The following is a 15,742-nucleotide window of genomic DNA, read 5'->3' on the forward strand; positions in this document are numbered from 1 at the left end:
ATCGAAAAGGAATTATAAAAGGAATTATAATTTCAGTAATAAATTCATCTCGTCATCATTCATTGTACCAAAAAAATGAATAATAAAAAAGCAAAAACGACAGAATGTTTAAGAGAGACTATTGAAAATACTAGATTAGATACAATTCAAACATCAGGAGGCCGTTATGGAAAATAAATTGGACCTTAGTGAATACGGAATTCGGACAGATTTGGCGATTGAGGCAAAGGAAATTGCCCTTGAACATAAAGGTGTTGTAGAGGAAGTGGATGTTTCCCATATTGAAGGGGTCATAATTAAGGAAAAAGATGTGGATGATTTGAAGGTATCCTTAGTCGAGGTCACGGCTGAGGGGGAAAAAGAAATCGGAAAAAAACAGGGCAGCTATTTGACCATCGAGGTCCAGGGAATCCGTCAGCAGGATACGGAAACACAGCAACGGGTGGAAAAGGTGTTCGCCAACGAACTGGCTTACTTCTTGAAACGGAATAAAATCAACAAGGAAAGCAGTTGTTTAGTTGTCGGCCTTGGTAATTGGAATGTTACCCCCGATGCTCTGGGACCTGCAGTCGTTGAGAACCTTGTAGTCACAAGACATTTGTTCGAATTGCAGCCTGAATCCGTCAAGGAAGGCTATCGGCCGGTCAGTGCGATTTCCCCCGGTGTTATGGGGATTACCGGAATCGAGACGAGTGACATCATAAAAGGCGTCATCGAAAAAAGTAACCCTGATTTCCTGATCGTCGTTGATGCATTGGCTGCCCGTTCGATCGATCGTGTGAATGCAACGATTCAAATTACGGATACAGGTATCCATCCAGGGTCTGGTGTGGGAAATAAACGTAAAGAATTGAGTCAGGCTACACTGGGAGTTCCAGTTATTGCAATTGGAATACCTACCGTCGTGGATGCCGTATCGATTGCAAGCGATACGATTGATTATATTTTGAAGCATTTTGGCAAGGAAATGAATGAAGGGGACAGACCATCACGTTCATTGGCACCTGCTGGATTCAGTTTTGGAAAACGGACAAAGCTGACCGAAGAAGATATGCCGGGTGAAAAGGAACGCCAAACCTTTTTAGGAATGATAGGTGTGCTCCCTGATGAAGAGAAGAGGAAATTGATTTATGAGGTGCTTTCGCCACTTGGTCATAATTTAATGGTTACACCAAAGGAAGTAGATGTTTTCATCGAGGATATGGCCAATTTGATAGCTAATGGATTAAATGCAGCCCTGCATCATTCAATAAATCAAGATAATGCCGGCTACTACACCCGTTAAATCATATTCAGTGCCCAAAAATGGTGTTCTACCCTTTCTAGCAAAGTCATAGGTATTAATAGACAAGCTATAGAGAGGGTGGAAAGATGAAAAGAAGAAATTCCCCAGGAATCATAACAGCCATTCACGGATCAACAATAATAAAAACTTTTCTAGGTATTCTCGCCTTGCTTCTTTTTGTTTTTTCAGTCAGTGGGGTCATGACTTCCCTAAGACCCGAGTATCGGATATCTTCGAATTCCGTACATACTGTAGCCAATCAATTCTCGGGGAAAATGCTGTTCTCGATGCTGGCCAATGAAAATCATTATCTGTTTAATGCCCTGCCGGAAGGTAAGCAGGAATCGATCATCACGAATCAATTGATAAAAGTCTCGACCAACATTTCACTCGAGGACCCGCGAAGTTTACTGGGAAGGGAACTTCCTGGCTTTTCGATTTTTGATAATGAGATACTCGTTGCTGGGGAAGGAACGAATTATACCAATATGCCTTATGAATCCTCCCCGCCAGTAGATGTCCTGAATGAAGAGAGGGATGCATCCCTGCAAAACCTGGATGAGATTGAAGAACCGGATAAAGGAGTGACCAATGAGCCGAATCAAACGACCAATGGCCGGAAAGTGGTCGAGATATACCATAGCCATAACCGGGAGTCATATCTTCCATATTTAAAAGGAGTGACCAATCCCGACCTTGCCTACCATTCTAAAATCAATATTACGAAACTCGGGGAACGGATGGTTGAAGATTTGGCTGATAAGGGAATCGGCTCCTCGCTCGATAAGACGGATATCATGGGAAATCTGAATAATAAAGGATTGAATTATGCTAAATCGTATCAAGAATCACGAAAATCCGTCCAGACGGCATTGGCCAATAACAAAGATTTAGAATATTTGATTGATATCCACCGCGATTCAAAGCGGAAGAAACATACGACAATTACAATCAAAGGTAAAGAGTATGCCAAGATCGCCTTCGTGATCGGGGGGAATAACCCGAACTATGAAAAAAATGCCGCGCTTGCCAATAAGCTTCATAAAGCATTGGAGAAAAAATACCCAGGTATTTCCCGAGGGGTTATGAAACAGGGCGGATCTAGCCATAATGGTATATATAATCAGGATTTATCAGGCAATGCCATGCTTATTGAAGTTGGCGGTGTTGATAATACTTTCGAAGAAATGTACTTGACCGTTGATGCCTTTACCGAGGTTTTCAGTGAATTTTACTGGGATGCCAAAGCAGTGGATAACCAGACCGGGGATTCGGAAGCGAGGTAATTTGAAAGGAGTTCTCTTATCATGGTTCGATTTTGGTTGAAATGTACAGGGATTGTGCTCGTATTATTTTTAGGTGTTCTAATCGGGATGCAGCAAGCGAACGACGGGATGAAAAAAATGAAGGGGTATGAAGATCCCTCTTTGAATAGTGCATTCATCATTAACCAATCGGACCAAGGGGAGATGGAAGCGGATATCCTTGGCGAAAAAGTGACGAGTCATGATTTGGAGACGAAAAAAGAAAAGCTTGAAGAAATGAAAGCTTTCAACTTTTTCTCATCGATCGGCAAAACGCTTGGAGAAACCATATCAAGTGCCTTTCAAGCCCTTATTAATATGATTTAGGTAGGAAATAAGTTGATTGAGCCCTGCCAAAAGGCTGCATCCGAATCCGGGATGCAGCCTTTTTTTATGCTTTGTCCTGCAATGATGCTTCTTTTGTAACTATTCTGTTGAATCTTGCATTTTCTATTGATATAATAAAAAATAGTGTATTGTGTCGACTAGTGGGAGTGAACGTCATGAATAGAGAAGAAAAATTAAAAAGACAATCAAAAATTCGTAACTTTTCCATCATCGCTCATATCGATCATGGTAAATCTACATTGGCGGATCGTATCATTGAAAAAACGAACGCCATGACTCAGCGTGAAATGAAGAGTCAGCTGTTGGATTCCATGGATTTAGAGCGTGAGCGTGGAATTACGATCAAATTGAATGCGATTCAATTGAAATATAACGCGAAAGATGGAGAAGAATACATCTTCCATCTTATTGATACACCGGGACATGTCGATTTTACGTATGAAGTGTCACGAAGCCTTGCCGCTTGTGAAGGTGCTGTCCTTGTTGTCGATGCGGCACAGGGAATTGAGGCCCAAACGCTTGCGAATGTGTATTTAGCTTTGGACAACAACCTTGAAATCATTCCGGTAATCAATAAAATTGATTTGCCGAGTGCAGATCCGGAACGGGTGCGCGGAGAAATCGAGGAAGTGATCGGATTGGATGCTTCCGATGCAGTTTTGGCTTCGGCTAAAGCCGGAATCGGAATCGAGGAGATTTTGGAACAGGTCGTTGAATTGGTTCCAGCCCCGCAAGGTGATCCGGATGCTCCTTTCAAGGCGCTTATTTTCGATTCACTGTTTGATGCGTACCGCGGTGTAGTTGCCTATATCCGTGTTGTTGAGGGTTCCATTAAAGTGGGCGACAAAATCAAAATGATGTCCACTGGCAAGGAATTCGATGTTACCGAATTGGGCGTTTTCAACCCTAAAACACAGCTTTTGGATGAACTGAACGTCGGTGATGTAGGTTTCCTGACGGCATCGATTAAAAACGTTGGTGACACGACTGTCGGTGATACGATCACGAGTGCCGTGAATAGTGCGACAGAACCATTGCCGGGTTACAGGAAGATGAATCCGATGGTATATTGCGGTTTATACCCAATTGACGCATCGAAATTCAATGATTTACGGGATGCATTGGAGAAATTGGAATTGAACGATTCAGCGCTGCAGTTCGAAGCGGAATCATCGCAAGCATTGGGCTTCGGTTTCCGTTGCGGATTCCTTGGACTCCTTCATATGGAAATCATCCAGGAACGGATTGAACGTGAATTCAAAATCGATCTGATCACCACTGCGCCGAGTGTTATTTATGATGTGGTGCAAACGGACGGAACGGTCCTGAAAGTGGATAACCCGTCCAACATGCCTGATGCTCAAAAGATCGAACGTGTCGAGGAGCCATATGTCAAAGCAACGATGATGGCACCGACGGAGTTTGTCGGGGCGATCATGGAAATCTGTCAAAATAAACGCGGTAACTTCATTGATATGGAATATATCGATGAGACTCGTGTGAGCATTCATTATGAAATTCCATTATCGGAAATCGTGTATGACTTCTTCGATCAATTGAAATCCAATACAAGAGGCTATGCTTCATTCGATTATGAGCTGATCGGCTACAAACCGTCCAAGCTTGTGAAGATGGATATTTTACTGAATGCTGAAACTGTCGATGCTTTAAGTTTCATCGTTCATAAGGACTTTGCTTATGAACGCGGTAAAGTCATTGTTGAAAAATTGAAGAAATTGATTCCAAGACAACAATTCGAAGTGCCGATCCAAGCGGCAATCGGGCAAAAAATCATCGCCCGTTCTTCGATTAGTGCAATGCGCAAAAACGTATTGGCTAAATGTTACGGCGGCGATATTTCCCGTAAACGTAAGTTGCTCGAAAAACAGAAAGAAGGTAAAAAGCGGATGAAACAAGTAGGTTCCGTTGAAGTTCCGCAGGAAGCTTTCATGGCTGTTTTGAAAATGGATGATACGACACCCAAAAAATAAATAAAATAAACGATAGTTAGAAAAAAGAGGGTAGAGGAGATCTAGCCTCTTTTTCTATCGACTCATTCGATTAAAAGGTTGTGAACACAATGATCAAAAGCGCCTACCTCCATATACCATTTTGTGAACATATTTGTCACTATTGTGATTTCAATAAAGTATTTTTGCAGGGACAGCCGGTCGACGAATATTTACAGATGATGAAAAGGGAAATGGTGATGCAGCTTTTTAAATACCCGACTGCAGGTTTGGATACTGTTTTCGTCGGTGGAGGGACACCGACCTCACTGGATGAAAAGCAGCTTGCATTCTTATGTGAAGCAATCAATGAAACCCTGCCCTTTGACCCTAAGAAGGCTGAATATACTTTTGAAGCCAATCCCGGGGATCTTTCAAGGGAAAAACTCAAAATACTTTATGATTCAGGGGTCAATAGACTTAGCTTTGGAGTGCAAAGCTTCAATGATGAATTATTAAAACGAATTGGCAGGACTCACCGGGCTTCAGAAGTATATGAAACGATCCATTTGGCTCAAGAAGTTGGCTTTACGAATATAAGCATCGACTTGATTTATGGATTGCCGGGCCAAACGATGGAAGATTACAAGGATACGCTGGATAAAGCGATCGCCCTTCAATTGCCGCACTACTCAAGCTACTCATTGATCGTTGAGCCGAAGACGGTTTTTTATAATCAGATGCGAAGAGGTAAATTAATCCTGCCGCCGCAGGAGCTCGAGGCTTCGATGTATGAGAGGCTGATGGAAGAGATGGAGAAGCATGGCCTGCATCAATATGAAATCAGTAATTTTGCCCGAGCTGGGTTTGAAAGCAGGCACAACCTGACATATTGGGATAATGTGGAGTATTATGGGATTGGTGCTGGTGCACATGGCTATACTGGAGGTAAAAGGGTGGCCAATCATGGGCCTGTGAAGAAATATATCACTCCATTGCTTTCGAACGAGCTGCCTGTGTTGGAAGAACACCCAGTACCGCTTCATGAACGGATGGAAGAGGAGATGTTTTTGGGTCTCCGGAAAACGCAAGGGGTTTCATTGGAAATATTCAAGAATAAATTTTTTGTAGAAATGACGGAGATTTTCAGGAAACCGCTCGAAGAAGGATCGGCAAAGGGGTTGCTTAAGGTGGAAGGCGGGTTCGTGCGCTTGACTGAGCGGGGCAAACTGCTAGGAAATGAAGTGTTCCAAACATTTTTAGGCGTTATTGATTCCGACTGAAGGAAATCCATGTTATTTTAACGATGAATTAGCGGTTTTCATTGTTGACATCATAAGCTGCATTTGATAATTTATTAGTATATTAGCACTCGATGAGACAGAGTGCTAACAGAGGTGATCATACATGCTAACTGATCGTCAATTATTGATTCTACAAGTGATAATCGAGGATTTCATCCATTCTGCCCAGCCAGTCGGGTCACGAAGCTTGTCGAAGAAAGATGAAATCACGTTCAGCTCTGCCACAATTCGCAACGAAATGTCTGACCTTGAAGAAATGGGATTTATAGAAAAAACCCATACTTCTTCCGGTAGGATCCCTTCTGAAAAAGGGTATAGATATTATGTGGATCATTTACTTTCTCCTCAAGCTCCGAAAAAGAATGAAGTGAAGATATTAAAATCCGTTTTTGTAGAACGAATTTATGAATTGGAAAAAATCGTTCAGAAGTCAGCGAAAATACTTTCGGAACTGACGAATTATACGGCGATTGTACTCGGACCAAAAGTGAATGAGCATAAGCTGAAAAAAATCCAGATCATTCCCTTAAGTCCTGAAACGGCAATAGCCATCATTATTACGGATACAGGTCATGTGGAAAATCGAATGATTTCCTTACCGCCTTCTTTTGATATAAACGAAATTGAAAAGATGGTGAACATATTGAATTCCCGTTTGGTCGATGTTCCGCTAGTTGATCTAAAGGATAAGATCTATAAGGAAGTTGCCGTTCTATTGAGCCGCCACATTCATAACTATGGATCGATGGTCTCGATCCTTGCGGAGACCCTGACGGACACAAAGCCCGAAAAAATATTTTTCGGCGGGAAAACGAATATGCTGAGGCAGCCGGAGTTCCATGATATTGCGAAAGTAAGCACGCTATTATCGATGATTGAACAGGAACAGGGATTTTATGAACTAATTACACAAAATCCATCGGGCATCCACGTCAAGATCGGCCGTGAAAATCAAAACACAGTGCTCGATGACTGCAGTTTGATTACGGCAACCTACTCAATCGGGCAGGAGCAAGTTGGCACATTGGCCATATTGGGTCCCACGAGAATGGAATATTCGAGAGTGATCAGTTTGCTTTCGTTTTTCTCGAAAGATTTAACGGCCCTGATGACAAAACTGTATCAAAAATAGTAGCAAAGGTAATATTGTTAAGGTGGCGGAGGAGTATATTCCGCGGCCTGGCATATTACTTTAGCATAAATTGTATAACCCTTTTAGGGAGGTGAGATTGTGACAGAAAATAAAAACGAAGAACAAACATTGGAAAATGAAACAATCGAGGAAAGCGCTGCAGAAGCAGTTTTCGCTGAAGAAGAAATTCCAGCAGCGGAAGAAAACGATAGTCCTGTTGAAAAAGATGAACTTCAATTGGCTCAAGAAAAAATTGCCGAACTTGAGGCGAAAATCGAAGAAATGGATAACCGTTATCTTCGTCTGCAGGCCGATTTTGATAATTCAAGACGCCGTGCCAAGCTTGATATGGAGGCGGCTCAAAAATATAGAGTTCAAAGTATTGCTAGTGATTTAGTTGAGGCTCTTGATAATTTTGAAAGAGCAACAAAGATCGAAGCGGAAAATGAACAGACGAAATCCTTGCTATCCGGCATGGAAATGGTCTATAAAGCGATTACTGGTGCATTGGCTAAAGAGGGCATCGAACCGATCAGTTCGGTTGGCGAAGAGTTCGATCCGCGTTTGCATCAAGCGGTCATGCAAGTTCAAGATGAAAACTTCGGTTCGAACATCGTCGTCGAGGAATTCCAAAAAGGATACCTTCTTAAAGACCGTGTGATTCGACCTGCAATGGTAAAAGTGAACGAATAGGATTTTTACATATAAATAATTGGGAGGTAGTGAAACTATGAGCAAGATTATTGGTATTGACTTAGGTACAACAAACTCTTGTGTATCTGTACTTGAAGGCGGGGAACCAAAAGTAATCCCGAATCCGGAAGGAAACCGTACAACACCATCCGTAGTGGCATTCAAAAATGGAGAAAGGCAAGTAGGGGAAGTGGCAAAACGCCAAGCGATTACAAACCCTAATACGATCATTTCCATTAAACGCCATATGGGTACCAACCATAAAGAAGTAATTGAAGGAAAAGAATACTCACCTCAAGAAGTTTCTGCAATCATCCTTCAATACTTGAAATCATACGCTGAAGAGTATCTTGGCGAAAAAGTCACTAAAGCGGTTATCACAGTACCTGCTTACTTCAATGATGCAGAACGTCAAGCAACCAAGGATGCTGGTCAAATTGCCGGCCTTGAAGTGGAACGTATCATCAACGAACCGACCGCTGCAGCACTTGCATATGGTTTGGATAAAACGGAAGAAGATCAAACGATCCTTGTATTCGACCTTGGCGGCGGTACATTTGACGTGTCGATCATGGAACTTGGAGACGGCGTTTTCGAAGTTAAGTCCACAGCCGGCGACAACCGTCTAGGTGGGGATGATTTCGACCAAGTCATCATCGATTATCTGGTTGAAGCATTCAAGAAAGAAAACGGCATCGACCTTTCAAAAGATAAAATGGCGGTTCAACGTTTGAAAGATGCAGCTGAAAAAGCGAAAAAAGATCTTTCCGGCGTAACGTCAACTCAAATTTCCTTACCATTCATCACTGCTGGAGAAGCTGGACCGCTTCACCTGGATGTAACGATGACTAGAGCTAAATTCGATGAGCTTTCTACAGGTCTTGTGGAACGTACGATGGGACCGACTCGTCAAGCATTGAAAGATGCCGGTCTTTCAGCATCTGAAATCGACAAAGTAATCCTTGTTGGTGGATCTACACGTATTCCTGCTGTCGTTGAAGCGATCAAAAAGGAAATCGGTCAAGAACCAAGCAAAGGTGTAAACCCTGATGAAGTGGTGGCTATGGGTGCTGCAATTCAAGGTGGCGTATTAACAGGTGATGTTAAAGATGTTGTCCTTCTTGATGTAACCCCACTTTCACTTGGAATTGAAACGATGGGCGGAGTATTCACGAAACTGATTGACCGCAATACTACGATTCCAACAAGTAAATCACAAGTATTCTCGACAGCGGCTGATAATCAAACGGCAGTTGATATCCATGTCCTTCAAGGTGAGCGTCCAATGTCAGCGGATAACAAAACTCTTGGTCGTTTCCAATTGAGTGACATTCCACCGGCACCGCGTGGAGTTCCGCAAGTTGAAGTGACATTCGATATCGATAAAAACGGTATCGTGAACGTTCGTGCGAAAGATCTTGGTACGAACAAAGAACAAGCAATCACCATCAAATCATCTTCAGGCCTTTCTGATGAAGAGATCGAACGCATGGTACGTGAAGCGGAAGAAAATGCCGATAGCGATAAACAACGTAAAGAAGAAGTTGAACTTCGTAACGAAGCCGATCAATTAGTTTTCCAAACGGAAAAAACGCTTAAAGATCTAGAAGGTAAAGTGGACGAAGCGGAAGTGACAAAAGCGAATGAAGCGAAGGATGAACTGAAAGCTGCAATCGAGAAAAATGAGCTTGAGGAAATCCGCGTGAAAAAAGATGCGCTTAACGAAATCGTTCAAGCTTTGACAATGAAGCTTTATGAAGAAGCGGCAAAAGCTCAACAAGCTGGCGAAGCTGGTGCTGGCGAGCCTGCTCAAGACGATAATGTCGTTGATGCTGAATACACTGAAGTGAACGAAGAAGAGAAAAAATAATACGTGCCCCAATCGGGACACACATATATTGGGCAGTATTTCTGCCTCCATTGTAAAAAAGTCAAAGTCAGGTTATCTTGACTTTGGCTTTTTTACAGTGAATGGAAACTTGTTGCAATCACTGATGGAGAATCGTGGGATTTTAGAGAAAAATGTGTGCAAATTGGGGCGGGCAATGCCATTTGCAAAAATGTGTTAATGCCGTTTGTACTTTTCTAGTTGATTATTATCTTCGTTCAGTGATAATATTACCTTTATGTGAATCGAATCGGGAGTGGATTTTAGATATGAGTAAACGCGATTATTATGAGGTGTTAGGCCTTTCGAAAAGTGCTTCGAAGGATGAAATCAAAAAAGCGTATCGAAAGCTCTCCAAACAATATCACCCTGATATTAATAAAGCGGACGATGCTGCGGATAAATTCAAGGAAATCAAGGAAGCTTACGAAGTATTGAGTGACGAACAGAAAAAGGCCCATTATGACCAATTCGGACATACAGATCCCAATCAGGGCTTTGGCGGTCAGGACTTTGGCGGTTTCGGCGGTTTTGAAGATATTTTCAGTAGCTTCTTTGGTGGCGGCGGTCGCAGGAGAGATCCTAATGCACCGCGTCAAGGGGCGGATTTACAGTATACGATGACGCTTTCGTTTGAAGAGGCGGCATTCGGAAAAGAAACTGAAATCGAAATTCCGCGTGAAGAGAATTGTGATACATGTAAGGGGTCCGGTGCCAAACCAGGTACAAAAGTGGAAAACTGTTCACATTGTCATGGAACCGGTCAATTGAATGTTGAACAAAACACAGCGTTCGGAAGGATTGTGAACCGGAGAGCATGTCACCATTGTCAAGGAACAGGAAAAATCATTCCTAATAAATGTTCAACATGCGGCGGCGACGGAAAAGTCCAAAAACGTAAAAAGATCCAAGTCAAGGTGCCAGCAGGTATTGATGATGGCCAGCAGTTGCGTGTAACCGGCCAAGGAGAGCCAGGAATCAATGGCGGTCCGGCAGGAGACCTGTATGTAGTCTTTCATGTGCGCAGCCATGAATTCTTTGAGCGGGATGGCGATGATATTTATTGTGAAATGCCGGTTACTTTTGCGCAGGCAGCATTAGGCGATGAAATAGAAGTTCCGACGCTGCATGGAAAAGTGAAGCTGAAGATTCCTGCTGGTACACAAACAAGCACTCGTTTCCGTTTAAAAGGCAAAGGGGTCCCGAATGTCAGAGGATATGGCCAAGGAGATCAGCATGTGGTCGTATTAGTGGTCACGCCTAAAAAATTAACGGAAAAACAGAAGGACTTGCTTCGTGAATTCAGTGATATCAGCGGTCAAGGTGTAGATGAACAAGAAGATGGCTTTTTCTCAAAAGTGAAGCGTGCTTTCAAAGATAGGTGAATAAAAGTAAAAGAACAAATTGGGAGTTGGTAGATTATGAAGTGGTCTGAATTTGCAATCCAAACAACGAATGAAGCGGTTGAACCTGTTTCGAATATTCTTCATGAGGCAGGTGCGAGCGGTGTTGTCATTGAGGATCCTCTAGAATTAGTCAAGGAACGTGAAAATGTTTTTGGCGAAATCTACCACTTAAACCCCAATGATTATCCGGATGAAGGTGTAATCATTAAGGCTTATCTGCCCGTTAACAGCTTCCTTGGCGATACCATTGATGCTATTAAGGAATCAATCAATAACCTTCTTCTTTTTGATATTGACCTTGGGAAAAATGTTGTTTCAATTAGTGAAGTGAATGAAGAAGAGTGGGCGACGGCTTGGAAAAAATATTATAATCCCGTCAAGATATCCGAACGTTTTACCATCGTGCCAACGTGGGAAGACTATACTCCAGTAAGCAGTGACGAATTGATCATTGAACTTGATCCAGGCATGGCCTTTGGAACGGGAACACACCCGACGACGGTCATGTGCATCCAAGCGCTGGAACGTACAGTAACGCCTGGGGATTTAGTCGTTGATGTAGGAACTGGTTCTGGCGTTCTAAGCATTGCAGCAGCATTATTGGATGCAAAACGAATCCAGTCGCTTGATTTGGATGAAGTGGCAGTACAGTCAGCTAGGCAAAACGTTGAAATTAATAACGTGCAGGATAAAGTGTCCGTGTCACAAGGCAACTTACTGGATGGTGTAAATGAACAAGCGGATATCGTCGTGGCTAATATTCTTGCCGAAGTGATCATGCGTTTTACGGATGATGTAGCGAAAGTCGTTAAACCTGGCGGATATTTCATCGCTTCCGGAATCATTCAAACTAAGAAACAAGATGTGAAGGATGCGATTATAGCATCTGGTTTCACCGTTGAGGAAACGATCTTGATGGAAGATTGGGTGGCAATAATAGCAAAAAGAAATGCTTAATTGGAAAAGTTACTCTGATTATCGGTTTTTTTGATAGTCAGAGTACCTTTTTTTAGCTTGAATCTTTGCACGGCTTGCATTCTGGATTCCTGACTGTTAGCCTGTAAGTTATTTAGACTAGACGAAGTAGGTGGCAGTGTGCAACGGTATTTTCTTAACGAAGCAGATATCAATGGAAACATGGTGACGATATCAGGTGATGATTTTCACCATATCGCCAGAGTGATGAGAATGGGACCAGGTGAGCGGATCATCACGGTGAAAGGTAATGGCATGACAGCTATTGCGGAAATTTCGGAAATTACTGATGATGCTGTAATAGGTACGGTAACCGCATGGAAGAATGAAGAAAAGGAACTTCCTGTAAGGGTTGTGATTGCGAGCGGTCTGCCTAAAGGGGATAAATTGGAATATATCGTTCAAAAGGGCACTGAACTGGGTGCCGTTGAATTTATCCCTTTTATTGCTGCTCGTTCGGTGGTAAAATGGGACCACAAAAAGGTAGGCAAGAAATTGGAGAGGCTCCAGAAGATTTCAAAAGAGGCGGCTGAGCAATCTCACCGCACGGTTATCCCTGCCATCAAGGAACCGATGACGGCAGATCAGCTTGCTGGGTATGCAAATGGTTTCGATCATAAATTAATCGCTTTTGAAGAAGAGGCAAAACGGGGGGAAGCGTCTGTACTCGCTTCTGTCTTGAAAGATATTACTGCTGGGCAATCCATCCTATTCGTTTTTGGGCCTGAAGGTGGTTTGGCAGATAAGGAAATTGAAAAACTGACTGATGCCGGTTTTATGGCTTGCGGTCTTGGACCAAGAATATTAAGAACTGAAACAGCACCTTTATATGCACTTTCCGCTGTTTCTTATCATGTAGAACTTTTGAGGTGATGAAAAATGGCAACGGTCGCTTTCCATACATTAGGCTGTAAAGTGAATCATTATGAAACAGAGGCTATATGGCAATTATTCAAAACTGGGGGATATGATCGTGTTGAGTTTGAAAATACATCAGATGTATATGTCATCAACACATGTACGGTGACAAACACTGGCGATAAGAAAAGCCGTCAGGTCATCCGTCGTGCCATTCGTAAGAATCCGAATGCCGTCATAGCGGTAACGGGATGTTACGCACAGACATCGCCGGCAGAAATCATGGCCATACCAGGTGTGGATATTGTTGTAGGAACACAAGACAGGGTTAAACTGCTTGATTACATTGAGCAATTCAAGGTTGAGCGTGAACCAATCAATGCCGTAGGAAATATCATGAAAAACCGTGTCTACGAAGAGTTGGATGTACCTGCTTTCACAGACCGTACACGCGCTTCACTGAAGATTCAGGAAGGCTGCAATAATTTCTGCACTTTCTGCATCATCCCTTGGGCACGTGGCTTGATGCGTTCCCGCGATCCAAAAGAAGTCGTTCACCAGGCTGAACAGCTTGTCGAGGCAGGCTATAAAGAGCTAGTCCTTACCGGAATTCATACTGGCGGCTACGGAGACGATTTGAAAGACTATAATTTGGCGATGCTGCTGCGTGACTTGGAAAAAGTCGATGGGCTGAAGCGTATCCGTATTTCATCCATTGAAGCCAGCCAAATTACAGATGAGATCATTGAAGTGCTGACGAATTCGAAAAAAGTGGTACGTCATTTGCATATACCAATCCAATCGGGTTCCGATACCGTTCTAAAACGGATGAGACGTAAATATACGATGGATTTCTTCGGTGATCGAATCGAAAAGCTGAAAATTGCACTTCCGGGTCTTGCTGTCACCTCTGATGTCATCGTAGGTTTCCCGGGTGAAACGGAAGAAGAATTCATGGAGACATATAACTTTATAGAAAAATATAAATTCTCCGAACTTCATGTTTTTCCTTATTCAAAACGGACAGGGACTCCGGCTGCCCGTATGGGAGATCAAGTGGATGAAGATATCAAGAATGAACGAGTCCACCGCCTTATTACGTTGTCCGATCAGCTGGCAAAAGAGTATGCCTCCCGATTCGATGGCGAAGTTCTGGAAGTCATTCCTGAAACGAAGTTGGAAAATGGTCTTTATGAGGGCTACTCGGATAATTACATGAAAGTCGTCTTCCCGGCATCGGAAGAAATGGTCGGTGAAATCGTCAAAGTTAAAATCACAAAATCTGGCTATCCATTTAGTGAAGGTCAGTTCGTGACGGTCGTGAAGGATTTTCCGTTGCAACAAGCATCCAATATCTAAGACAGCGGTTTTCGCTGTCTTTTTTTTATTATCCTTTTTCAGATGTGTTTTCTTGGCACTTTCGGGTAAAGACTATATATATCGTCAAAATGGATAAACTATGGTATCATGAGAGGTACGTACAACTAGGTATAGATTGTTTTTGAGGAGGATTTATTAATGTCACAAAATGTAGCAGGTTTAATTGACCACACGTTATTAAAAGCAGATGCAACCAAAGAGCAAATAAAGGTATTATGCGAAGAAGCGAGAGAGTATAACTTTGCTTCCGTATGCGTAAACCCAACTTGGGTGAAATATGCAAGTGAACTTTTGGAAGGCTCAGAAGTGAAAGTTTGTACGGTTATCGGCTTCCCTCTAGGTGCAACCACACCGGAAACCAAAGCTTTTGAAACGAAAGATGCCATCGCCAATGGTGCTCACGAAGTCGATATGGTGATCAATATCGGCGCATTGAAGGACAAGGATGATGAGTTGGTAGAGCGGGATATTCGTGCTGTGGTAGCGGCATCCACTGGTAAGGCTCTTTCAAAAGTGATCATTGAAACTTCTTTGTTGACAGATGAAGAAAAAGTCCGTGCATGTGAATTGGCCGTAAAAGCCGGAGCGGATTATGTGAAAACATCAACTGGTTTTTCGACCGGCGGAGCGACAGTTGAAGATATCGCGCTTATGAGAAAAACGGTTGGCCCGGATATCGGTGTTAAAGCTTCAGGCGGGGTCCGCAACACGAGCGATGCCCAGAATGTGATTGAAGCTGGTGCAACAAGAATTGGAGCGAGTGCAGGTGTCTCCATCGTGAAGGGCTTAACGGCTGATTCCGATTATTGATTTTGTACGGAACGTATATTCCCTAAAAATAAAGCAGGCGGAGAAAAATGAATTATTTTTTCTCCGCCTGCTTTTCATTGACTCCAAAAATAATTCAACTGGCAATTTCCCTTGCCTTTGTGCATTGGCCTATTTCGTCCATAAAAAAGAGGTCCTGCATCATTTTTGGAGGCCATACATTCAAAAATAAGTTTATTGTGGATTTAATAGATATTAGAAGGTATCAAACAGGAAGTAAACATGCTTAAATTTAATCGGGTCTTTTATCATTAACACCATTAACGATGAATGGTAAATGCATGGTGTACACTTCAATAACCATTTTATTTATAATGGCATTACCTGTTTTTTATCTCACATCATTCTCTAATGAAAGTTTGCTGATTTTGATAGTAGCTGTTGTTATATTG

Annotated in this window: 13 protein-coding genes; all 13 read left to right on the forward strand. The window is 42.6% G+C overall.

The window, feature by feature from the left end; translation table 11 throughout:
• Positions 1-166: 166 nt before the first annotated feature.
• Positions 167-1,285 carry a GPR endopeptidase gene (gene gpr, locus J7I96_RS15510; protein ID WP_214773468.1) on the forward strand — a complete coding sequence of 373 codons (1,119 nt, stop codon included), beginning with the start codon at positions 167-169 and terminating at the stop codon, positions 1,283-1,285.
• An 86-nt stretch (positions 1,286-1,371) separates the two neighbouring features.
• Positions 1,372-2,571 (forward strand): stage II sporulation protein P, encoded by a 1,200-nt coding sequence (gene spoIIP, locus J7I96_RS15515; RefSeq protein WP_214773469.1) that lies wholly within the window; start codon positions 1,372-1,374, stop codon positions 2,569-2,571.
• Between the two features lie 21 nt (positions 2,572-2,592).
• Positions 2,593-2,916, forward strand: coding sequence for a YqxA family protein (locus tag J7I96_RS15520; RefSeq protein WP_214773470.1), 324 nt, complete (start codon positions 2,593-2,595; stop codon positions 2,914-2,916).
• Positions 2,917-3,092: 176 nt separating this feature from the next.
• On the forward strand, positions 3,093-4,928 hold the full coding sequence (gene lepA, locus J7I96_RS15525) for a translation elongation factor 4 (protein WP_053535739.1): 1,836 nt from the start codon (positions 3,093-3,095) through the stop codon (positions 4,926-4,928).
• 89 nt (positions 4,929-5,017) lie between these two features.
• Positions 5,018-6,169 (forward strand): radical SAM family heme chaperone HemW, encoded by a 1,152-nt coding sequence (hemW, locus tag J7I96_RS15530; protein WP_214773496.1) that lies wholly within the window; start codon positions 5,018-5,020, stop codon positions 6,167-6,169.
• A 124-nt stretch (positions 6,170-6,293) separates the two neighbouring features.
• A complete protein-coding gene (hrcA, locus tag J7I96_RS15535) occupies positions 6,294-7,322 on the forward strand; it encodes a heat-inducible transcriptional repressor HrcA (RefSeq protein ID WP_214773471.1) in 1,029 nt (342 codons plus the stop codon).
• 99 nt (positions 7,323-7,421) lie between these two features.
• The gene (gene grpE, locus J7I96_RS15540; protein WP_214773472.1) at positions 7,422-8,015 is read left to right on the forward strand and encodes a nucleotide exchange factor GrpE; all 594 of its coding nucleotides are present in this window, start codon (positions 7,422-7,424) and stop codon (positions 8,013-8,015) included.
• Positions 8,016-8,052: 37 nt separating this feature from the next.
• Positions 8,053-9,885 carry a molecular chaperone DnaK gene (gene dnaK / locus J7I96_RS15545; RefSeq protein ID WP_095389811.1) on the forward strand — a complete coding sequence of 611 codons (1,833 nt, stop codon included), beginning with the start codon at positions 8,053-8,055 and terminating at the stop codon, positions 9,883-9,885.
• 287 nt (positions 9,886-10,172) lie between these two features.
• A complete protein-coding gene (gene dnaJ, locus J7I96_RS15550; RefSeq protein WP_053535735.1) occupies positions 10,173-11,288 on the forward strand; it encodes a molecular chaperone DnaJ in 1,116 nt (371 codons plus the stop codon).
• Between the two features lie 36 nt (positions 11,289-11,324).
• On the forward strand, positions 11,325-12,266 hold the full coding sequence (gene prmA, locus J7I96_RS15555) for a 50S ribosomal protein L11 methyltransferase (protein WP_214773473.1): 942 nt from the start codon (positions 11,325-11,327) through the stop codon (positions 12,264-12,266).
• Between the two features lie 138 nt (positions 12,267-12,404).
• A complete protein-coding gene (locus J7I96_RS15560; protein WP_214773474.1) occupies positions 12,405-13,157 on the forward strand; it encodes a 16S rRNA (uracil(1498)-N(3))-methyltransferase in 753 nt (250 codons plus the stop codon).
• A gap of 6 nt (positions 13,158-13,163) precedes the next feature.
• Positions 13,164-14,501 carry a tRNA (N(6)-L-threonylcarbamoyladenosine(37)-C(2))-methylthiotransferase MtaB gene (mtaB, locus tag J7I96_RS15565; protein WP_191928922.1) on the forward strand — a complete coding sequence of 446 codons (1,338 nt, stop codon included), beginning with the start codon at positions 13,164-13,166 and terminating at the stop codon, positions 14,499-14,501.
• 159 nt (positions 14,502-14,660) lie between these two features.
• Positions 14,661-15,332 carry a deoxyribose-phosphate aldolase gene (deoC, locus tag J7I96_RS15570; RefSeq protein ID WP_214773475.1) on the forward strand — a complete coding sequence of 224 codons (672 nt, stop codon included), beginning with the start codon at positions 14,661-14,663 and terminating at the stop codon, positions 15,330-15,332.
• Positions 15,333-15,742: the final 410 nt, after the last annotated feature.

Origin of the sequence: Bacillus sp. ISL-78, from assembly GCF_018613455.1 — a bacterium.
Taxonomy (GTDB): domain Bacteria; phylum Bacillota; class Bacilli; order Bacillales; family DSM-1321; genus Peribacillus; species Peribacillus frigoritolerans.